This window comes from Streptomyces sp. NPDC058295 (assembly GCF_042880655.1).
In the GTDB taxonomy this organism is placed as follows: Bacteria; Actinomycetota; Actinomycetes; order Streptomycetales; family Streptomycetaceae; genus Streptomyces; species Streptomyces coriariae.
Map to the genome: position 1 here is coordinate 225,797 of NZ_JBHVYO010000011.1, position 19,659 is coordinate 245,455.

Below are 19,659 nucleotides of genomic sequence, written 5' to 3' on the forward strand. Positions count from 1 at the left end.
CCCGTAAATCCCTGGCCAGGACGGACACGTAAGGTTAGCGGCCCCGGATGGTGATCTTGGGCAGGGGTGAGTGTAAGGAATCCAGGTGTGTCAATACCGCCTCGGACCCCCCTCCGCGCAAGTCCAACACCCTTGTGGCTGCCGGGGCTTCACTTTCCGTTCATCCCACAGCAGCGCCTCCGCACATACGTGCCCCTAACGTCACGAGCACACCAAGGGCATGCAAGGGGAGATTAAAGGTGCGCAAGCTTCTGCCGTTGATCGGAACGCCGTCCCAGTCCCATCCCGGCGGACGCTCCGCCATGACCTGCCGCTTCCGGTGTGGTGACGCCTGCTTCCACGAGGTGCCCAACACCAGCGACAACGCGTACGTCGGTGAGGTCATCGCGGGGGCGATCGGCCGCCGCGCGATGGTGCGAGCCGCCGCGGTCGTCACCGTCGCGGCCGCCGCCGGGACCGCAGGTGTCGCCGGGGCGCTGCCCGCGGCGGCCGCGTCCGTCGATACGTCCGGAAAGTCCTCCGGGAATTCCGGGCAGTCCTCCGGGAATTCCGCGAGTTCGGGGAATTCCGGGAAACCGGCCGCCAAGGGCGCGCGGGGGCTGCGGTACAGCTCTGTCGCTCCGAATACCGCCGACGCCGTCACCGTTCCGGACGGATACGCGCAGAATGTGGTCATCCGCTGGGGTGAGCCGATCCTGCGCGGGGCTCCCGCCTTCGACCCGGAGAATCAGACCGCCGCCGCCCAGGCCGGGCAGTTCGGCTACAACAACGACTTCCTGGCGCTGCTGCCCATTCCGGGCGAATGCGACCGGCAGCTGCTCGTCGCCAATCACGAGTACACCGACGAAGTGCTCATGTTCCGTGGCTACGACGCCGCCAACCCCACCCGGCAGCAGGTCGAGGTGGCCTGGGCGGCGCACGGGCTGGGTGTCGTCGTCGTGGCGGAGGACCGGCGGACCGGCAAGCTGACCGCCGTGCCCCGGCACCACCTCAACCGGCGGGTCACCGCCACCACCGAGTTCCGGCTCACCGGGCCCGCCGCCGGCTCCGACCTGCTGAAGACCTCCGCCGACCCGACCGGCACGAAGGTGCTCGGCACGCTCAACAACTGCTCCGGCGGCACCACGCCGTGGGGCACCACGCTGCACGGCGAGGAGAACTTCAACCAGTACTTCGCCAACAGCGGCCGGGCCACGGACAAGCGGTACGGGATCGGGACCGGCGCGACGGAGCGCAAGTGGGAGCGGTTCGACAAGCGCTTCGACGTCGCCCAGGAGCCGAACGAGGTGCACCGCTTCGGGTACGTCGTCGAGCTCGACCCGTACGACCCGAACTCCACGCCCCGCAAGCACACCGCCCTCGGCCGGTTCAAGCACGAGGCCGCGACCGTCCGGCTGACCGACGACGGGCGGCCGGTCGTCTACACCGGTGACGACGAGCGGTTCGACTACTTCTACAAGTTCGTCGGCAGCAAGCGGATGAAGAAGGGGTCGAGCCGGGCCGTCCGCGAGCACAACCTGTCGCTGCTCGACGAGGGCACGCTCTACGTCGCCCGGCTCACCGGCGACTCCCCCGCGATCGAGATCGACGGCACCGGCAAGCTGCCCGCCGACGGCGAGTTCGACGGCAGCGGTGAGTGGATCCCGATCGCCACCGCCACCGCCAAGGGCGCCGTCTCGCACGTCGAGGGGATGAGCGCCGAGGAGGTCTTCGTCTTCACCCGGCTCGCCGGTGACAAGGTCGGCGCGACGAAGATGGACCGGCCCGAGGACATCCAGCCCTCGCCCGTCACCGGCAAGGTGTACGTCGCCCTCACCAACAACACCAACCGCGGTGTCGGCGCGAACGCCAAGGCCGACGAGGCCAACCCGCGCAACGCCAACAAGCACGGGCACATCCTGGAGCTGACCGAGCGGCGGGGCCGTCCCGAGAGCACCACGTTCGCCTGGTCGCTGTTCCTCGTCGCCGGTGACCCCGAGGACCCGGCGACCTACTTCGCGGGCTTCCCGAAGGACGAGGTCAGCCCGATCTCCTGCCCGGACAACGTGGCCTTCGACCCGCACGGCAACCTGTGGATCTCCACCGACGGCAGCCAGCTCGGCTCGCACGACGGGCTGTTCGGTGTCGCGACGCGCGGCGCGCGACGCGGCGAGCTGAAGCAGTTCCTGACGGTGCCGAAGGGTGCGGAGACCTGCGGTCCGATCGTCCAGGACCGGCGGGTGCTCGTCGCCGTGCAGCACCCGGGCGAGGTCGACGGCGCCACGGTCGAGAAGCCGGCGAGCACCTGGCCGGACGGCGCCGGGAAGATCGTCCGCCCGGCGGTGGTGGCCGTGTGGCGCAAGGACGGCCAGGACATCGGGGTCTAGGGTCTCCCGGCGCCGATCGCCCGCGTCCACGATCGTCCCCGCCCGGCGGCGGCCCGGCCTCCGGGCCCCGGCCGGCGGCCCTCGTGGAGGGTGAGGTCGACGACCAGGGCGCGGTGGTCGGTGCCGGCGAGGTGGAGGAATCGGGCCCCGGCCGCCGCGAAGTCGCGCGACACGAGCACATGGTCGATCTGCGCGCCGAAGGCGGGCGAGGTGCGGCTGGGCCAGCTCGGCTCGCGGTCCTCGCCGGCGAGTCGGGCCGCGTCGCGCAGTCCGGTGCCGAGGACGCGGCGGAAGACGGCGTGGTCCTGCGTGGCGTTGAAGTCGCCGGCCAGGACGAGCGGGGCGTTCTCGTACCGGGCGGCGAAGTCCCGCAGGCGCCCCAGCTCCCGTTTCCACAGGGGCACCTGGCCGGGCAGCGGGGGTTTGGGGTGCGCGAGCTGGAGCCGTACGGCATGTCCGCCGATGTCGGCCACCGCCCCGGGCATGCCCATGCTGCCGGGCACGCCCGCGGTGGCCGTCAGCGGGAACCGGCTGAGGATGACGGACCCGACGGAGCTGTCGCCCTCGACGGCCTGCCGGTGCGGATAGGCGGCCCCGAGCTCCCTCGCCACGGCGGCCTGACAGGTGTACTCGCACTCCTGTACGAACACGATGTCCGGCCGCTCGCGCCGGACGACCGGGATCAGGGCCTCGGTCGCCCACCCGAACTCCACGTTCGACGTCAGCACCCGCAGCCGCGCGAGCACCGGCCCGTCCGGCTGCTCCCCCGCCCCGTACGGCTCGACGAACCAGGCGAGCAGCCCGAGCACGACCGCTCCCCAGATCAGCCCGGCCGACCAGCGGGCGAGCAGTGAGAGGGCGACGGCGGCCCCGGCGGGCACGGTCAGCCACGGCAGGAAGGCGAGCAGCTGCGGTACGGGGGTCACGGCATCGGTGTCGGCGATCCGGCATCCGACGACCACACCCACCCCGGCCAGCAGCAGCCCGGCGCACCAGGCACCGAGGAGCCGTCCTCGCGTCGACCTCATCCCGCCGAAGGCTACGCCCCGGTCTTCGCCAGGAACTCCGCCAACACCCTGTTGAACTCGCCCGCCCGCTCCAGGTTCGGCAGATGGGCCGCGCCCTCGACGATCCGCAGCTCGGAGTGCGGGAGCGCCGCGTGCATCGCCTCCGCGTCCGAGACCGGGGTGTACTCGTCGTCCTCGCCGACCACGACCAGGGCGGGTACGGAGACGCGGGCCAACAGGGGCCGGTAGTCGGGTCGTTCGGCCCGGCCCCGCAGCGCGGCGGCGGCGCCCTCGGGAGGCGCCGACGTCATCATGCGGTGGACGTGGGCCTTCACCTCGGGGGCCGCGTAGGGGGCGACCATCTTCTCCAGGACCTCGTCCGCGTAGCCGCGCATGCCCTCCGCGAGCAGCCGGTCGGCCATCTCGTTGCGCGCGAGTCTGCCGCCGGGGGTCTCCGGGGCCGGGAAGGTGTCGGCGAGGACCAGGCCCCGGACGCGGTCGGGGAACCGCCGGTAGATGTCCATCGCGATCTGGCCGCCCATCGACAGCCCGGCCAGCACGAACGTCTCCACCTTCAGTTCGTCCAGGAGCGCCGCGATGTCCTGGGTGAAGTCGGACAGCAGCGTGATGCCGGGGACCACCGGGGACGCGCCGTAGCCGCGCAGGTCGGGGGCGATCACCCGGCGGGTGGGGGAGAACGCCTCGATCTGCGGGGTCCACATGGTGCGGTCGAAGGGGTGGCCGTGGACGAGGACCAAGGGGAGCGCCGGGGGCGTATCCGTGCCTTTGTCCTCGTATGCGAGGAAGGGTGCCATGTGATCGACAGTAGGGTGGGCCGTCTTCTCGGTGCAATAAGATCTTTGCCCTCGGTGCAATCACGGGCGAAGGATCATGTGGGGGTCGCGCAGGGGTCACCCAGCGGTCGCGCAGGGATCATGGAGGGATCACCGAAGGATCATCGAGGGATCGTCGCGTGATGACGAGGGAAGGTTCCTGGACGCCCCATGGCCGACTTCCGGCTCATCGCCGACCACATCGCCGCAGACATCGTCGCCGGACGGCTCCGCCCCGGCCAACAGCTGCCCCCGCAAAGGTGGTTCGCCCGCCGACACCGCATCGCGCCCTCCACGGCCGGACGGGTCTACGGCGAACTCGTGCGGCGTGGACTGGTGGTGGGCGAGGTGGGGCGAGGGACCTTCGTGCGGGCCGCGCCGGCCGTCGCGCAGGGGCGGGCGCTCATCGAGACGGCCACCTCCGCGCCCGTCAACCTGGAGCTCAACTACCCGTCGGCCGCGGGGCAGTCGGAGCTCATCGCGGCCTCCCTCGCGCCGCTGCTGCGGCCGGACGTGCTGACGGCGGCCATGCGTCCGGGGGCCGCCGACGGGACCGCGGCCGCCCGCGAGAGCGCCGCCCGCCTCCTCGCCGTGCCCGGCTGGCGGCCGGACCCCGCACAGCTGCTGTTCACCGGCAACGCCCGGCAGGCCATCGCCGCCGCCCTCGCCTCGCTGGTCCGGCCGGGCGGCCGGGTCGGGGTGGAGGAGCTGACCTATCCGCTGGTCAAGGAGATCGCCGGACGGCTGGGAGTGGTTCTCGTCCCGCTCGCGGGTGACGCGGAAGGAGTACGGCCGGACGCCCTCGCCGCCGTCCACCGGGCCGCCCCGCTCTCCGCTCTCTACCTTCAGCCGACGCTCCACAACCCGACGTCCTCGACCATGAGCGAGCGGCGCCGGGGCGAACTGGGCGACCTCGTCGTCGCGTGGGGGCTGCCGGTCGTCGAGGACCGCATCTGGTCCTTCCTCCACCCGGACGCCCCCGCGTTCGCCGCGCACGCACCCGGGCTCACCCATGTCGTCGACGGGCTGTCCAAGCGGGTCGCGCCGGGGCTGACCGTCGGCTTTCTCGTCGTACCGGAGGACCGGGCGGAGGCCGTGGGGGCGGCGGTACGGGCCGGCGGGTGGAGCGCGGGACGCTTCGCGCTGGAGGCGGCCGTGCGGTGGACGGGGGACGGAGTGGTGCGCCGGCTCGTCGAGGAGAAGCGGGCGGACGCCGCCCGGCGGCAGACGATCCTCACCGAGCACCTCACCGGGAACCTGACCGCACACCTCACGGACAACGTCACCGCGAACGTCACCGGGCACCTCGGCGGGCAGCGCGTGCCGGGCACGGTGCGGACCGATCCGCGCGCCTACTTCGCCTGGTGGGAGCTGCCCGCGCCCTGGCGGGCCGACACCTTCACCGCCGCTGCCGCCGCGCACGGCATCGCCGTGACCCCGGGGACCGCCTTCGCCGTCGACCCGCACCGCACCCCGGACGCGGTCAGACTCGGACTCGCGTCGGCTCCGCAGGAGGAGTTGGCACGGGCGTTGCGCACACTCGCCGCCGTCGCAGCAGGCGGACCGCCGGGGAGTGCCGGCGGATGAGCCAGGTCGCCGCAGCCACCGTCAGGCCCAGCGCGAGCAGCAGCCAGGAAGCCGTCCGCAGGGTCGCGGTGAGGGCGTCGTACACCGCGCCCGCGGCCGGGCGGTGGGCCGCGTCGGGGAGGTCGGAGAGGGTCAGGCGGCGGGCGATCGCGACGGCGAGACCCAGCAACGCGCCGCCCAGGGCGGTGCCGAGGGCCGTCGCCGTGACCGCCCGGCGGCGGGAGACCGCCACGGAGATACCGGCCATCGCGAACACGACGGCTGCCAGGGGCAGCCAGAATCCGGCTACGTCGAGCACGTGGTAGCCCTTCCGGAGAGCGGTCAGTCCAGCTGGCGGGAGGAGTGCGACACGGGTGTGCTCCACCGGCACGCGGTCGGCGAACGGCACATGGTCGGCGGTCAGTTGACGCTTCAGCGGTGCGGTGACGGCCGCGAGGTCCACGGTCACCGGGTGGGAGTCGCGGTCGGCGCTCTCGTCGTTCAGCGCTCTCATCACGGCCGTGTGGGCCGCCTCGTTGCCCGCGTCCCAGGCCGTGCGGTAGGCGCGGGTCGCGGTGAAGGAGCGGACCGCGTCCCGCAGGAAGAGCGGGTTCAGCCCGGCCTCGCGTGCCACTCCGTCACCCACCGTGTCCGCGACGGCGTTCCGTACGGCGGGGTCGGAGGCGAGCGGCGCCATCGTGGCGACATAGCCGCGGGTGTCGGTGAGGCCGTACGCCGCCCAGGCCGCGAGCGCGCCCAACGGCACGAGCAGGCAGGACAGCGCGACGAGGACGGCCGAGAGGGCGGTCCGCAGGCTTGGGGACACCCCTCCAGGCAACGGGGTCCGGGCGGGGAACGCGAGCCCATGGCGGCCGTCCGGGTGGCGCCCCGCGCAGGCCTCGCGACGCGCTCCGGTGGAGGGTTCACCCGAACGGGTGTTTCCTGGTTCTGGGGAGAAGGAGGTCGATCATGCGCACCACTTTGGCCCTGCGGACTCTGGCCGCGGCCCTGCTCACCGGCGGCACCCTCGCCGGCGCGACCCTGGGAACCACGGCGGCCGCGGCCCCTCCGACCAGCGGCGGCGACGGGAACGGCTCGATCCGGGGCACCGTCGTCTCCCGCTCCGAGCTGAGTGTGCGACAGGAACCCACCACCCGCTCACCCGTCGTCGCGACGCTCGCGTCCGGCAGTCACGACCGGGTGCAGTGCAGGGTCAAGGGTCAGAGCGTCAACGGCAACCCGGACTGGTACTGGCTCTTCGGCGCCCAGGGCTGGGCGAGCGCCGCCTTCGTGGACACCGGCGGCGCGCGGGTGCCCGACTGCGCCGACCCGTGCCCGCGGTGGAAGAACGGCGACTGGACCAACTGGGACGACCCCTTCACCAACAGCTCGCTCGGCGTCTCGGCCACCGTGACGTTCAGCTTCTCCGGCTCCTGGAGCGTCAGCACCACCGCACCATCAGATACCTCGTCGGGTGACTGGGAGTGGGTCCCGGTCGGCCGGTGAGTGGAGGGATGAGGGAAGGCACGGGCCCCGGCGTACAACGCCGGGGCCCGTGTGCGTCCTTGCGCGGACGCCTGCGGTGGGGCGGATCAGCGGATACGTTTTCCCGCCGCGTCCTCCTGCGTGTAGAAGCGGTAGAACAGCGTCAGGAAGACGCCCGCCGAGACCGCGAGGGACATCCCCACGGAGCGCAGGACGGTCGCGCCGGCCTCGCTGTAGAGGAAGCCGAAGGCGCAGCCGGCGAACGCCGTCCACAGCAGGGCGTGCAGCTCGCGCCGCATGTGTGGGGCCAGGGCGTGGATGCCCATCCACAGGGCCGCGAACACGATCGCGCTCACGAAGCCGAGCAGCAGGTTCCAGCCGGTGATGGGGCCTCCGGAGCGGTTGTTGGCCGCGACCCAGTAGCCGTAGACGAGCCCCAGTGCCACGGGTGTCGTCCACTCCGCGGCCCGGTGGGCCCGTTCGCTGAAGACATCGGGTGTACGGGACCGTGCGGACGGTGTCCGTGCGCCTGACGCGGGTGCCGCATGAGCCATGAGAGGACTCCTCTCTCCTCGCCCCCGCCTTCCAGGGCACACCTGGGCGGGGGCGGTGGCAAGTCGGGTGCACCGGGTTCCCGCCTCGGGCGTCGTTCACCGGGTTCCCGCATCGGGCTCCTTCGTCGGGTCCGTCCGCCGGTCCGTCCGCCGGTTCCCGGATGCGGGCGCCGCGCCCCCGTGTTTCGCTGACCTCATGGAGTCCGGCGGTCACGGCCTGCTCGACCGCGTTCCGCGGGCCCGGCGCCGGGACGTCCTTCAGCGGCACCAGCTGCTCCAGATCCGGGGCCGCAGTGTCACCTGGCTCGTGCCGCTGGTGATGCTCGTCGCCATCACCTACGCCGACTTCAACACCACCGGCGAGTTCCGCATCGTCTCCTGGTGCGTCTTCGTCGCCGCCATCGCCGCCGCGCTCTGCGGGGTGTGGACGACGGCGCTCTTCGCGGTGCTCGCCCTGGTCACCTACGCCACCAGCGACGCCGCCTGGCCCTCCGAGTACCGGGAGGGCGCGGCCGACTTCGTGCTGGTGCTCGTCGGCGGTGTGCTGTCCGTGCTGGCCGCGTCGGTCCGGGTGCGCGCCGAGCGGCGGATGCTGCACATGATGAACATCGCCGAGACGACCCGCCGTACGGTGCTGCGTCCGCTGCCGCCGCGCTGGGGCGGCCTCGACCACGCGGCGGTCTATCTGGCCGCCGACGCCGAGGCCCGGGTGGGCGGCGACTTCTACGACATCCAGCCCGGTCCGCACGGCACCCGGGTCCTCCTCGGCGACGTACAGGGCAAGGGGCTGGGCGCGGTGGAGGCGGCGGCCGCGCTGCTGGGCACGTTCCGCGAGGCCGCGTACCACGAGGCGGATCTGGCGACCGTGGCCGGCCGGCTGGAGACCCGGATGCGACGGCACCGTGCGCACACCGCGGCCCTCGGGTGGGCGGACGGCGACCGGTTCGCCACGGCCGTGCTGATCGGGTTCTCCGGGCGGGGGAACGGCGTGGAGGGAGCGGAGGGGGCCGAGGGAGCGGAGGGGGCCGAGGGAGCGGAGGGGGCGGAGGGAGTGGAGGGTGAGCTCGGGGTGGCCGTGGGGGAGCCGGGCGTGGTCGAGATCGTCGGGTTCGGGCACGAGCCGACGCTCGCGGTCGGCGGGCCGCAGGGCGTACGGACCCTGCCGAACGGGGACGGGCTCCCGCTCGGCCTCGGTGAGCTCGTCGCGCAGGACGACGGGCCCCCGCCGGTGCTGCGGGTGGCCGTAGCCCCCGGCGAGACGTTGCTGCTGGTCACCGACGGGGTGACCGAGGCACGGGACGGCGCCGGCGAGTTCTATCCGCTGGCCGAGGAGGTCGCGGCCGGCCTCGCCCGCGATCCGCGGACCGCCGAGCCGGGCCGGCTGGTGGCCTTCGTACGGGACGGCACGCTGCGGCACTGCCGAGGGCGTCTCGCCGACGACACGACGATCTTCGCGGTGCGGCCGATGACGTCCGTGACGTCCGTGACGCCTGTGACGCCGGGGGCACAGGGGCCGCCGGGGGCGCTGGAGCCACCGAGGTAGCCGAGGTAGCCGGACTCGCCGGGGCAAGCCTGTGCCGCCGTCCGACGAAGGCCCCGTAGGGGGACGTTTGCAGGCCTGAGGGTCCCCTTCGCACCCGCAGCGGTTACCGTGCTGAGGTACGTGATCGACAGGGGAGGGGACCATGCGGGAGGGGACCATGCCCGGAACCGTGCTGCTGCTCGCGGCCTCGCCCATGGGCAAGGGATGTCTGGTGGACGCGGCCTCCGTGCTCCCCGTGCTCGCCGCCGTGCCGCCTCCCGTGCTGGCCGGCACCGACACCGCGAACGTCGTCGAACTCGCCGATCCGCTGGATCCGCAGGCCGTTCTCACCCGGCTGCGGGCCGCCGCGGTGGCCCCCGGGCCGCTCACCCTGTTCGTCGCGGGCCAGCTCCAGCTCGACCGGAAGCAACGGCTGCCCCACCTGGCGCTCGCCCGTACGACGCCCCCGACCGTGCGGTACACGGCGTTCCCGTGGCACTGGTTCCGGGAGGAGCTGCGGCTGCGGGCGCCCGGCTCCACGACCCTGGTGCTCGATCTGCGCGCGGACCCGGAGACCTGGGACTGGCTGCGGGGGAACACCCTGGACTGCGGGCCCGCGGTCGCCGTCTACGGGCGGATCGCGCCGCCGCCGGGCCGCCGGGCCGTCGCCGCGCCGTCGTACATGAGGGCGGTCGCGACGATACTGCGCAGCGGAGGCCGTCCGGCGGTCGAGCGGTTGCACCAGGCGGCGCTGGCCCGCATCGCGGGAGACGGCGAGGTGGGCGACCTGGTACTCACCCCGTGGTCCACCCCCACCACCTCCGAAGCGCCTGCCGCCTCGCGCACCCGTCTTGAGCCGACGGGCCCGACGGCTCCGGGCGCGCCTGCCGCGTGGGACACACCCGTCGCCCCTCGTGCACCTCTGGCGTCGGTCGCACCGGAGGCTCCGGGGACGCCTGCCGCGTTCGGCGATCCTGGTGCCTCGCGTGCGCCTCTTGAGCCGGTGAGGTCGGCGGCTTCCGGCGTGCCTGCCGTGTCGGGCGCACCCGTCGCCTCACGAGCACCTCTGGCGTCGGTCGCACCGGCGGCTCCTGGGGCGCCTGCCGTGTACGGCGACCCCGTTGTCTCTCGTGCACCTCTGGTGTCGGTCGCACCGGCGGCTCCGGGCGCGACTGCCTCGCACGGCGATCCTGGTGCCTCTCGTGCACCTCTGGTGTCGGTCGCGCCGGCGGCTCCGGGCGCGCCTGGCGCGTACGGCGACCCTGGCGTGTACGGCGACCCTGGCGTCTCTCGTGCACCTCTCACATCGCTTGCACCCGCCGCTTCCGGAGTGTCTGCCGTGTCAGGCGCCCCCGTAGCCTCGGGCGCACCTCTCGCCACGGCGGTGCCGGACGCTTCAGGCGTATCCGCCGCCTCGGGGAAACCTCTCACCTCGGCCGTACCTGCAGCTCGCGGCGTATCAGCCGCCGAGGGCGCACCTCTCGGCTCGGCCGCACCTGCCACTTCTGACGCACCCGGCGCACCCGGCGCACCCGGCGCACCCGACGCACCTGAGGCCCCCGGCGCACCCGGCGCACCTGAGGCCCCCGGCGCGTCCGCCGCCCCCGGCATGCCTGCCGACCCCCACGTCGCCATCTCCACCGCAGTGCGGGCCGGGCGGCACGGTGATGCCGATGTTCTTGCCGCTCGGCTGGAGCGGGCGGCCGCCGTTTCGTGGGGGGTCGGGTCCGAGGAGGCGTTGCACTGGGGTGAGGTGCGGGCGGATCTGGCGATGTTCGCGGGGGACGCCGAGCGCAGTTGCCGTACCTGGATGACGGTCGCCGTCGCCCGCCTGGAGGCCGGGCAGCCGGTCGACGCGCCCGCCGTGGAGGCGGCGGTCGACCGGGCGCACCACCAGTGGGGGCGGATCACCGACGTGCCGCGGGCCCGCGCACTGGGCCCTGAGATCGCGCGGCTGCGCGGCCGGGTACCGGGCCGCCGCGAGGGCGCGCTGGACCACGTCCGGCAGCAGTTGCGGCAGCTTCAGACGCAGGGCTGAACCGCCGGACGGACGGGGAGTCCGAGGCGCCCGGCGGCAGGCAGGCCCGAGGCCGTGTCCGCAAAGTCCCGCCTGGCTCGCGACGCCCGGCACGCGCGCTCGCCGCATTGTCGGGATCGCCCACGTACACCCGGTACGAGGGCGACCCTCCGCCTTGCGATCACACGCACCGGACGCCGCGAGCCCTGCCCTCCGGGCAGCCGGCGCTACTTTGCGGACACGGCCTAGCGGCGCTCCGCCGTCTCGTGCCGGGCCGCCGGGGAGGCCGGACCGGCGTCCGTCGCTCTGGCCGGGCCGGCGTTGGCCGCGGTGATCAGGGCCGTCACGGTCAGGACGGCCGCGGCGACGGCCCTGACGTAGGGCGCGAAAGGACGTGCGGATGGGCGTCCGGGCACGGCTACCTCGCAACGTCGGCGACTGCGATACTCACGTCAGCAAGCTGTTAAGCATGCTTAACTCGCCGTTTAACCTAGGGGCTGAGATAGTCCAACGGCAAGAGGCACAGGGGTAGTTGGGGGAGCCGGGCGTGGGAGAGCGGGACGAACCGGAGGTCGTCGGTCGCCGGGTGCAGCGGTTGCGGGTCGAACGAGGGCTGACACAGCGGCAGTTGGCCGAGCCGACCTACACCCCCGCCTATGTCTCCACGTTGGAGGCCGGCCGGGTGCGGCCCTCCGACGAGGCGCTCAAACACATCGCCGAGCGGCTCGGCGTCGACTTCGACGAACTGGCGACCGGCCGGCCCGCCCGCCTCGTCACCGATCTGCGGCTCCGTCTCACCGAGGCCCAGCGGGCGCTGGCCACCGGGGCCGCCGAGGAGGCGGCCCTCCAGTACTCCGGGCTGCTCGCGGAGGCCGAGGAGCACGGCCTCGCGGAGGAGCAGGCCACCGCGCTGCTCGGCCTCGGGGAGTGCGGGATCGACACGGGAGACCTGGACACGGCCCTGCGCTGCTTCGAGCGCGCCGAGGCCGCGCTCGCGCACGCGCCGCTCCCCGCCCGTGTCCCCGCCCTGCGCGGCCGCGCCGTCGCCCACTACCTCGCCGGTGAACTCCGTTACGCCGTCTACCTGCTGGAATCCACCCTCGACGAGCTCAATCGGGGCGGGCTGCACGACCCCGACGCGCTGCTTCTGCTGTACGCCTCCGTCATCGGCCCGTACATGGACATGGGGGCGCAGGCCCGCGCCGCGCAGGCCGCCGAGTTCGCCCTCGCCCTCGCGCCCCAGGTCGGCGATCCCGCCCTGGTCGCCCGTATGCACCGGTCGGTCGCCCGCACCCTGCTCGCCGAGGGCCGCCTCGCGGAGGCCGACGCCTCGCTGGCCAAGGCGTCCGAGCTCTACCGGCAACTCCAGCTCCGTACCGAGCTGGCCAACTGCCACTGGATGCGCGGCTACGTCTATGCACAGAACGGTGAACTGAACCGCGCAGAGGACGAGTTGAAGCAGGCGCAGGCCATGCTCTCCGCGCAGCGCGCCGCCCTCTACAGCAGCCAGGTCGCCGTCGAGCTGGCCGACGTCCTGCACCGGCGGGGCAAGTCGGAGGAGGCCGCCGCGCTGCTGCACACCGTCCTCGGGGATCTGTCGCCAGAGCGGGGCGCCGTGCACTCCGCGGGGGCGCACCGGCTGCTCGGGATCATTGCCGAGGACGCGCGGGACACGGAGGCGGCGGAGGAGCACTACGTGCGCGCGCTCAGCCTGCTGGAGCGGGCGGGGGCGGCGGGGGATCTCGCCGATCTCTGCCGGATGCTGGGGGATCTGCTGCGGCGTACGGGGCGGGTGGAGGCGGCGCTCGACGCGTATCGCACGGGGCTGGGGCACCGTACGGCGCCGGGGACGACGACCCTGGGGCCGGCACCCGCGCAGCCACCGCTCTAGTTCTCCCGCCCCGCCGCCTTCGCAGCCCCAGCCCTTCCCGTCCCTGGGGGTTGCGCCCCCGGCCCACCGCTCGGAAGGGGGAGGACGAGGTCACAGCGTTCTCATGGACGGGGGCGTTAGCGTGCGCCGCGTGGAGAATCAACGGACTGTGGCCGACGGCGTCCGGGTCGTCGTGCGTGCGTCCGTGTATGCCGTGCTCGGCGGTGCCGCGCTCGTCGCCATCGCGACCGTCGTGTCCGTTCTCGGGCCGCTGCTCGCGCTCGACCTCTACACCCCGCCGGTGGCCGCCTGGTGGACGGTGCTCACCGCCGTCGCCGTCCAGGGGGTGCCCTTCCTGCTGCTCGGTACGGTCGTCTCGGCGGCGATCGGCGCGTTCGTGCCGGAGCGGGTGTTCCGGCGGCTCCTGCCGCGCAACCCCGCGCTCGCCGTGCCGGTGGCCGGTATCGCCGGGGCCGTGCTGCCCGGCTGCGAGTGCGCCTCCGTGCCGGTGGCCGGGAGCCTGATGCGGCGCGGGGTCGCCCCGGCGGCCGCCCTCGCCTTCCTGCTCTCCGCGCCCGCGATCAACCCGGTCGTGCTCGTCGCGACCTCCATCGCCTTCCCGGGCCAGCCGAAGATGGTGCTGGCCCGGCTGCTCGCCTCGCTCGGCACCGCCGTGCTGATGGGCTGGCTGTGGGCGCGCTTCGGGAAGGAGAAGTGGCTGCGGCTCCCGGGGCGCGGCACGCCGTCGGTCCACGCCACCGGCATCCGCGCCTTCCTCACCGGACTGCAGCACGACTTCCTGCACGCGGGCGGCTTCCTGGTGCTGGGCGCGGCGGCCGCGGCGACCTTCAACATCGCCGTCCCGCGCTCGGTCCTCGACCTCTTCACCGGGTCGCCCTGGCTCGCGGTGCCGCTGCTGGCCGTGCTGGCCGTCGTGCTGTGCGTGTGCAGCGAGGCCGACGCCTTCGTCGCCGCCTCCCTGAGCGCCTTCCCGCCCACCGCACGGCTGGCGTTCATGGTGGTGGGCCCGATGGTGGACCTGAAGCTGCTCGCTCTCCAGGCGGGCACCTTCGGCCGGTCCTTCGCCGTACGGTTCGCGTCGGCGACCTGGGTGGTGGCCGTGGCCGCCAGTGTTCTCGTGGGGTGGTGGCTGCTGTGAGGCGGTACGGACCGGCGGCGCTGCTCCTCCTGACGGGCGGCGCGGTCCTGCGGATCACCCTCTTCGGCGATCTGTACCTGCGCTATGTGCAGGCGGGCCTGCGGCCCTACCTGATCGTGTCCGGGGTCGCCCTGGTGCTGCTGGGCCTCGCGACGGCGGCCCTGCGCCACCGCACGCCCAACCCTCACGAGGACGTCCACCACGAGGACGTCCACCACGAGGACGTCCACCACGGGGACACAGGGCACGAGGGCGACGGCGGGCACGTCGGTCACGTCGGTCATTCCCACGGCCCCGCCGGGCCCCGCGTCGCCTGGCTGCTCACGCTCCCCGCCCTCGCCCTCCTGCTCTTCCCGCCCCCGGCCCTCGGCTCCTACAGCGCCGGCCGCGAGGCCGCCCAGCGGGCCGCGCAGGGCGTCGGCGCCTTCCCGGCGCTCCCGGCGGGCAACCCGGTCGAGCTGACGGTCGCCGAGTTCAGCTCGCGCGCGATCTACGACAGCGGACGCTCGCTGAAGGGCCGTACCGTCCGCCTGACCGGCTTCGTCACCCACGGCGACGACGGCACCTGGTACGTCACCCGCCTCGTCGTGACCTGCTGCGCCGCCGACGCGACCACCGGCAAGGTCGAGATCCGCAACGCGGACGACGACGTCCTGCCCGCCGACACCTGGGTCACCGTCACCGGCGCCTGGCGTCCGAAGGGCGCGCTCGGCTCCGACGCGGCCTGGCCGCCGGTCCTGGACGCGGCCGAGGTCACGCAGGTGAAGCAGCCGGCGGATCCGTACGAGAAGCCGTAGCCGAGGCAGGTTCTCCTGGCGAGCGGGAGGGGTACCCGGCGCACCACGGGAGGTGAGGCCGGCCCGTCGACGCAGGTGATGGCAGGTGATGACCATGGACCACCGGGATCGGGACAGGGTCGCCCGGGTCATCGCCGAGGAGACGCGCGGCGCCGGTCCGCGGGAGGTGCCGCAGCGGCTGTGCGACGCCGTGCTGAAGCTGTTGCCGGTGAGCGGGGCGAGCATGTCACTGCGCGGCGACGGAATCCCGGTGCCGCTGAGCGCGAGCGACGCGCGGGCCGCGTGTGTGATGGAGATGCAGGTCAGCCTGGGAGACGGGCCCTGCTACGAGGCGGTCGAGACCGGTTCGGTGGTCTCCGCCCGGGATCTGATGTCGAGCCGGGACGCCTCCCGCTGGCCGGTGTTCGCCCAGCAGACGGCGGCGCTCGGGGTGCGGTCGGTGTACGCGCTGCCGCTGGGCGACCGCGCGGTGTGCGTGGGCAGCCTCGATCTCTACCGGGACGTGCCCGGCGAGCTCGCCGCCGAGGAGGTCGGCAGGGCGCGGGTGGTGGCCGAGGTCGTGACGGACGCGCTGGTGGCGCTGCCGTCGTCCGAGTCGGACGACCCGGACGACGTCGGCCGCTGGCTCAGCCCGCTGGCCACCGACCACGACGATGTGTACCGGGCCGTAGGGATGGTGATGGCCCAGCTCGGGGTCGCCGCGGACGAGGCGCTGTCGCTGCTGCGCGGCCACGCCTTCGCGAGGAGCCGTACGGTGCTGGAACTGTCCCACGAGGTGGTCGCGCTGCGGACCCGCTTCGACGACGACCCGCCCCTGTGACCCCGCACCCGAGCGCACTCGCCTGGCCCTTGCCCCTGGGTTTCAGACCTGCACCTTCCCCTGCTGTCTGATGTCGGCCAGCCGCCGGACGCCGAGCTGGACGGCCGCCTGGGTCGCCGCGTTCGGCGCGTCGTTCAGGCCGCCGTTGGTGAGGGCGAAGGAGTCCTCGCCGGCCCGGACGGCGGCGACGTCCAGGGTGAGGGCGGTCGGATCGCCGCCGGGGTTGTCCTCGGCCGTCGCCCAGACCGTCAGGGTCACGCGCAGGCCCTGGCGGACGTCGCCCACCTCCGGCAGCGGCAGCTCGGAGACCTGCGCGTCCAGCACGGCGTCGCCGGTCGCCTTGGCTGTGAACCGGGCGCACTTCTGCGGCATCGTCTTCAGCCAGGCCAGCCGGGCGTCGACGTCCGCCGGACGGCTGCCGCTGAGCTGGTAGCGCAGCTGGGCGCCGGCGTCCGGGTCGTCGAGTCCGACGACCGCGCGGGCGGGGCCGCCGAGCAGCTCGTCGGCGTAGAGGGCGTCGAGGAGCTTCTGGCAGTCGGGGACCGAGGTGGTCGCCTTGAGCATGCCGTCCCGCCAGGTTGCGGCGCCACGGGTCGGGGTCCAGGGCGCGCCGAGGTCGGTTTCGGTGATGAGGGCGGCGCGCGCCTGCGCCTCGGTGAGGTCGGGCGAGGTGGTCGGCGCGGTGGGCCTGGCCGACGACCGCTCGACGGTGGGGGTGGCCGGGTCGGCGGTCGGCGGGTGCTCCAGACCGAGGGTGGCGCAGCCGCTGGTGAGGGTGGCGACGGTGACGAGGAGGAGCGTGGAGGCGAGGAGGGAGGGACGGGCCATCGGGGGGTGCCTCCAGGGGTGCGCGCGGGTGCCTCCTCTCACGGCAACACCGGTGCCACGAGCCGACCAGCGCGGCGGGCCGTACGGGTTACCGGCGTTGGTGCGGGCGGGTGGTGCGGGCGGCCGGTGGGGCGGCGGACGCGCGGCCGGTGGGGCCGTGGACGGGCGGGGCTGGGGCGGCCGGTGGGGCGGCGGACGGGCAGGGCGGGGGCGGACGGGCCGGGTGGGCGACGCGGGAAAACGGATCGTGGCGGGCGGGGTCCCGTTGCTACGGTCGTCGGCATGAAGCGCGCCCAGCCGTCCCTCACGACGACGCCGGACCCTGTCCCGGCGCGCTGATCCACGAACTGGATGTCCGCAGCCCCGGGGCGATGCCCCGGGGCTTCGACGTGCTCCGGCTCCTCGCCCCTCCCCGATCGAGGGAGCCCTCATGAACGACCGGAACCACGACCCGAAGCACCACGACCCGAAGCACCAAGACCCCAAGCACCAAGACCCGGAGCACCAAGACCCGGAGCACGGCCCCGGCCATGACCACCGGCGCCTGGGCCGTGAGCTCGGCCTCTTCGACACCGATCCCCTGATGGGCGCGGGCCTGCCGTACTGGCTGCCGGACGGCGCGGTCGTCCGCCATGCCCTGGAGGAGTACGTACGGCAGGCCGAGCGCGCCGCCGGCTACCGGCACGTGTACTCGCCGGTCCTCGGCAAGCGCGAGCTGTACGAGATCTCCGGTCACTGGGACCACTACAGCGAGGACATGTTCCCGCCGATGGAACTGGGCGCCGAGCAGGTCGTGCTGCGCCCCAGCCTGTGTCCCCACCACGCGCTCATCTACCGTTCCCGCTCCCACAGCTACCGCGAACTGCCTCTCCGTATCGCCGAGTTGGGTGGCATGTACCGCTCCGAGCCGTCCGGTGTGCTCGGCGGGCTGACCCGCGTACGGGCCATTCAGCTCAACGACGCCCATATCTTCTGCACCCTGGAGCAGGCCGTCGAAGAGGCCCGGGCCGCCCTGGAACTCATCGGCCGCGCCTATGCCGACCTGGGGATCCGCGCGGCCCGGTACCGGCTCTCCCTGCCGGGCGAGGGCGGTAAGTACGTCGCCGACCCGGAGCTCTGGCGGCGGGCCACCGACCTGCTCCGGGAGGTCCTTCGACAGACGGGCATCGCCTACGAGGCCGTCGAGGGCGAGGCCGCGTTCTACGGTCCGAAGATCGACGTCCAGATCACCGACCGCGCGGGCCGCGAGGCGACCCTGTCCACCGTCCAGATCGACTTCCACCAGCCCGAACGCTTCGACCTGCACTACATCGGCGCGGACGGGGCGAAACACCGCCCGGTGATGGTGCACCGCAGTGTCATCGGCAGCGTGGAACGGGCCGTGGCGCATCTCCTCGAGGAACACGGCGGCGCGTTCCCCGTGTGGCTGGCGCCGGTCCAGCTGGCCGTGCTGCCGGTGTCGGAGGCGCAGGAGGAACAGGCGGCGGAGCTGGTGCGGCGGGCGGTGGCGGCAGGGCTCCGGGCGGAGCTCGCCGGGCCGGACCGGGGCAGCCTGGGGGCGCGGGTCCGGGCGGCGCGGCTGGTGCCCTACCAGGCGGTGATCGGGGAGCGGGAGGCGCGAGGCGACCTGGCCGCCGTCCGGCTGCGTGACGGCCGCCGCCCGGGGGCGCTGCCCGCCGACGAGCTGGTCCGCCGGATCGGCGAGCGGGCGGCGGCCCGGGGGACCGGTCTGTGGGTGTGAACGCGCCCGCATAGGGTCGGTGGTGACGGCGAACGTGGTGCGGAAGGAGTCCCTGAGGTGACCGAGCAGCCCATCCCCGTGATCATCGACTGCGACACGGGTGTCGACGACGCCCTCGCCCTGTTGTTCGCGGTACGCCATCCCGGCCTGGACGTGCGGGCGGTGACGTGCGTGGCCGGGAACACGGACGTGGACGGCGTGGTCCGCAACACGCTGACCGTGCTGGAGTACGCGGGCGCCGGGGACATCCCGGTCGCCCGGGGCGCCGAGCGCCCCCTGATCGAACCGGTCCGCACGGCGAGCCATGTGCACGGCCAGGACGGCATGGGCGACCTCGGTCTGCCCGCCCCGACCCGCAGAGCGGTCGACGTGGACGCGGTCACGCTGCTGCGCCGGGAGATCCTCGCCTCCCCGCGCCCGGTGACCCTCGTTCCCACCGCCCCGCTGACGAACATCGCCCTGCTGCTGCGCACCCATCCGGAGGTGACCCGCAACATCGAGCGGATCGTTTTCATGGGCGGCGCGGTGACGACCGGGAACGCCACGCCGGTCGCGGAGTTCAACGTGTGGCACGACCCGGAGGCGGCCGCGATCCTGCTCACCGCGGGCGTGCCGATCACCATGTACGGGCTGGACGTCTTCAAGCGGGTCCTGGTGCCGGCGGCGGACGTGGCGCGGCTGCGGGCGAGCCCGGAGCCCCGTCTCCGGCTGGCCGGCGAGCTGCTCGCCCACCGCGACCCGGCCACCTCCGGCGACCCCACGCCCACCGGTGGCCTCGGCGACGCGGGCGCGGTGTGCGCGGTGGTCGACCCCGCGGGACTGACCACCGAGCTCCTTCCGGTGGAGGTCTCGCTGGCCCCCGGCCCGGCCCGTGGCCAGACGGTCGTGGACCGCCGTCCGCGTCCCGGCGAGTCCGAGATCCACGAGGGCGCGCGCGAACAGACCCTCGTGGACGTGGGGTTGGACGTGGACGTGGAGCGCTACGTGAAGCTGTGGCTGACGGCGGTGGAGGCCTAGCCGCAAGCCCCTCAAGCTCCACGTGCTCCGCAAGCCCCTCAAGCAGAACGCGGGCCCGGGGACATGGTCCCCGGGCC

Annotated in this window: 16 protein-coding genes and 1 pseudogene; 11 read left to right on the forward strand and 6 right to left on the reverse strand. The window is 73.7% G+C overall.

Translation table 11 applies throughout. From position 1 onward, the window contains the following. Window positions 1–239 precede the first annotated feature (239 nt). Window positions 240–2,366: a PhoX family protein gene (locus ACFVYS_RS14875; RefSeq protein ID WP_389502101.1), complete on the forward strand. Its 2,127-nt coding sequence runs from the start codon at window positions 240–242 to the stop codon at window positions 2,364–2,366. Here ACFVYS_RS14875 and ACFVYS_RS14880 read toward each other — a convergent pair. Together ACFVYS_RS14880 and ACFVYS_RS14885 are read right to left on the reverse strand one after the other, a co-directional pair. Beyond that, a complete protein-coding gene (locus tag ACFVYS_RS14880) occupies window positions 2,363–3,394 on the reverse strand; it encodes an endonuclease/exonuclease/phosphatase family protein (protein ID WP_389502103.1) in 1,032 nt (343 codons plus the stop codon). The two genes, ACFVYS_RS14875 and ACFVYS_RS14880, sit on opposite strands and share 4 nt — an antisense overlap. An 11-nt stretch (window positions 3,395–3,405) precedes the next feature. Beyond that, window positions 3,406–4,188 carry an alpha/beta fold hydrolase gene (locus ACFVYS_RS14885; protein WP_389502105.1) on the reverse strand — a complete coding sequence of 261 codons (783 nt, stop codon included), beginning with the start codon at window positions 4,186–4,188 and terminating at the stop codon, window positions 3,406–3,408. 189 nt (window positions 4,189–4,377) lie between these two features. Here ACFVYS_RS14885 and ACFVYS_RS14890 point away from each other — a divergent pair, with 189 nt between their 5' ends. Further along, window positions 4,378–5,793: a PLP-dependent aminotransferase family protein gene (locus ACFVYS_RS14890; RefSeq protein WP_389502107.1), complete on the forward strand. Its 1,416-nt coding sequence runs from the start codon at window positions 4,378–4,380 to the stop codon at window positions 5,791–5,793. Here the strand turns inward: ACFVYS_RS14890 and ACFVYS_RS14895 are convergent. Beyond that, window positions 5,690–6,598, reverse strand: coding sequence for a hypothetical protein (locus tag ACFVYS_RS14895; RefSeq protein WP_389502109.1), 909 nt, complete (start codon window positions 6,596–6,598; stop codon window positions 5,690–5,692). The genes ACFVYS_RS14890 and ACFVYS_RS14895 overlap by 104 nt on opposite strands. A 143-nt stretch (window positions 6,599–6,741) precedes the next feature. On the opposite strand from ACFVYS_RS14895, the gene ACFVYS_RS14900 reads away from it, so the two are divergent. Beyond that, a complete protein-coding gene (locus tag ACFVYS_RS14900; RefSeq protein ID WP_389502111.1) occupies window positions 6,742–7,278 on the forward strand; it encodes an SH3 domain-containing protein in 537 nt (178 codons plus the stop codon). Between the two features lie 86 nt (window positions 7,279–7,364). On the opposite strand, the gene ACFVYS_RS14905 is transcribed toward ACFVYS_RS14900, so the two are convergent. Then, entirely contained in the window at window positions 7,365–7,811 is a 447-nt protein-coding gene (locus ACFVYS_RS14905) for a hypothetical protein (protein WP_389502113.1), read from the reverse strand. A gap of 196 nt (window positions 7,812–8,007) precedes the next feature. Between ACFVYS_RS14905 and ACFVYS_RS14910 the strand changes: the two genes are divergently transcribed. Both ACFVYS_RS14910 and ACFVYS_RS14915 read left to right on the forward strand, forming a co-directional pair. Further along, on the forward strand, window positions 8,008–9,354 hold the full coding sequence (locus tag ACFVYS_RS14910; RefSeq protein WP_389502115.1) for a PP2C family protein-serine/threonine phosphatase: 1,347 nt from the start codon (window positions 8,008–8,010) through the stop codon (window positions 9,352–9,354). A 157-nt stretch (window positions 9,355–9,511) separates the two neighbouring features. Next, window positions 9,512–10,504, forward strand: a pseudogene (locus ACFVYS_RS14915) (hypothetical protein); the annotation flags it as partial. Window positions 10,505–11,595: 1,091 nt separating this feature from the next. Here the strand turns inward: ACFVYS_RS14915 and ACFVYS_RS14920 are convergent. Next, window positions 11,596–11,766 (reverse strand): hypothetical protein, encoded by a 171-nt coding sequence (locus ACFVYS_RS14920; RefSeq protein ID WP_389502117.1) that lies wholly within the window; start codon window positions 11,764–11,766, stop codon window positions 11,596–11,598. A 131-nt stretch (window positions 11,767–11,897) separates the two neighbouring features. Between ACFVYS_RS14920 and ACFVYS_RS14925 the strand changes: the two genes are divergently transcribed. From ACFVYS_RS14925 to ACFVYS_RS14940, 4 genes are all read left to right on the forward strand, one after another. Next, window positions 11,898–13,241, forward strand: coding sequence for a helix-turn-helix domain-containing protein (locus ACFVYS_RS14925; RefSeq protein WP_389502119.1), 1,344 nt, complete (start codon window positions 11,898–11,900; stop codon window positions 13,239–13,241). Between the two features lie 103 nt (window positions 13,242–13,344). Further along, entirely contained in the window at window positions 13,345–14,379 is a 1,035-nt protein-coding gene (locus ACFVYS_RS14930; protein ID WP_389502121.1) for a permease, read from the forward strand. Then, window positions 14,376–15,176, forward strand: coding sequence for a TIGR03943 family putative permease subunit (locus tag ACFVYS_RS14935; protein WP_389502143.1), 801 nt, complete (start codon window positions 14,376–14,378; stop codon window positions 15,174–15,176). Before ACFVYS_RS14930 ends, ACFVYS_RS14935 begins: the two co-directional genes overlap by 4 nt. Window positions 15,177–15,270: 94 nt before the next feature. Continuing rightward, window positions 15,271–15,996: a GAF and ANTAR domain-containing protein gene (locus tag ACFVYS_RS14940; protein ID WP_389502123.1), complete on the forward strand. Its 726-nt coding sequence runs from the start codon at window positions 15,271–15,273 to the stop codon at window positions 15,994–15,996. Window positions 15,997–16,038: 42 nt separating this feature from the next. Here the strand turns inward: ACFVYS_RS14940 and ACFVYS_RS14945 are convergent, their stop codons facing one another. Next, window positions 16,039–16,824, reverse strand: a complete 786-nt coding sequence (locus tag ACFVYS_RS14945) for a hypothetical protein (RefSeq protein WP_389502125.1) — start codon at window positions 16,822–16,824, stop codon at window positions 16,039–16,041. 583 nt (window positions 16,825–17,407) lie between these two features. Here ACFVYS_RS14945 and thrS point away from each other — a divergent pair. Both thrS and ACFVYS_RS14955 read left to right on the forward strand, forming a co-directional pair. Next, window positions 17,408–18,565 (forward strand): threonine--tRNA ligase, encoded by a 1,158-nt coding sequence (gene thrS / locus ACFVYS_RS14950; RefSeq protein ID WP_389502145.1) that lies wholly within the window; start codon window positions 17,408–17,410, stop codon window positions 18,563–18,565. A 57-nt stretch (window positions 18,566–18,622) separates the two neighbouring features. Continuing rightward, entirely contained in the window at window positions 18,623–19,582 is a 960-nt protein-coding gene (locus tag ACFVYS_RS14955; protein WP_389502127.1) for a nucleoside hydrolase, read from the forward strand. Window positions 19,583–19,659: the final 77 nt, after the last annotated feature.

Excerpts from the sequence above, each read along its gene's own strand:
- ACFVYS_RS14880 (WP_389502103.1), bottom strand. The coding sequence starts at position 3,394 with ATGAGGTCGACGCGAGGACGGCTCCTCGGTGCCTGGTGCGCCGGGCTG.
- ACFVYS_RS14885 (WP_389502105.1), bottom strand. The coding sequence starts at position 4,188 with ATGGCACCCTTCCTCGCATACGAGGACAAAGGCACGGATACGCCCCCG.
- ACFVYS_RS14890 (WP_389502107.1), top strand. The coding sequence starts at position 4,378 with ATGGCCGACTTCCGGCTCATCGCCGACCACATCGCCGCAGACATCGTC.
- ACFVYS_RS14900 (WP_389502111.1), top strand. The coding sequence starts at position 6,742 with ATGCGCACCACTTTGGCCCTGCGGACTCTGGCCGCGGCCCTGCTCACC.
- ACFVYS_RS14905 (WP_389502113.1), bottom strand. The coding sequence starts at position 7,811 with ATGGCTCATGCGGCACCCGCGTCAGGCGCACGGACACCGTCCGCACGG.
- ACFVYS_RS14910 (WP_389502115.1), top strand. The coding sequence starts at position 8,008 with ATGGAGTCCGGCGGTCACGGCCTGCTCGACCGCGTTCCGCGGGCCCGG.
- ACFVYS_RS14930 (WP_389502121.1), top strand. The coding sequence starts at position 13,345 with ATGGACGGGGGCGTTAGCGTGCGCCGCGTGGAGAATCAACGGACTGTG.
- ACFVYS_RS14940 (WP_389502123.1), top strand. The coding sequence starts at position 15,271 with ATGGACCACCGGGATCGGGACAGGGTCGCCCGGGTCATCGCCGAGGAG.
- ACFVYS_RS14945 (WP_389502125.1), bottom strand. The coding sequence starts at position 16,824 with ATGGCCCGTCCCTCCCTCCTCGCCTCCACGCTCCTCCTCGTCACCGTC.
- thrS (WP_389502145.1), top strand. The coding sequence starts at position 17,408 with ATGGGCGCGGGCCTGCCGTACTGGCTGCCGGACGGCGCGGTCGTCCGC.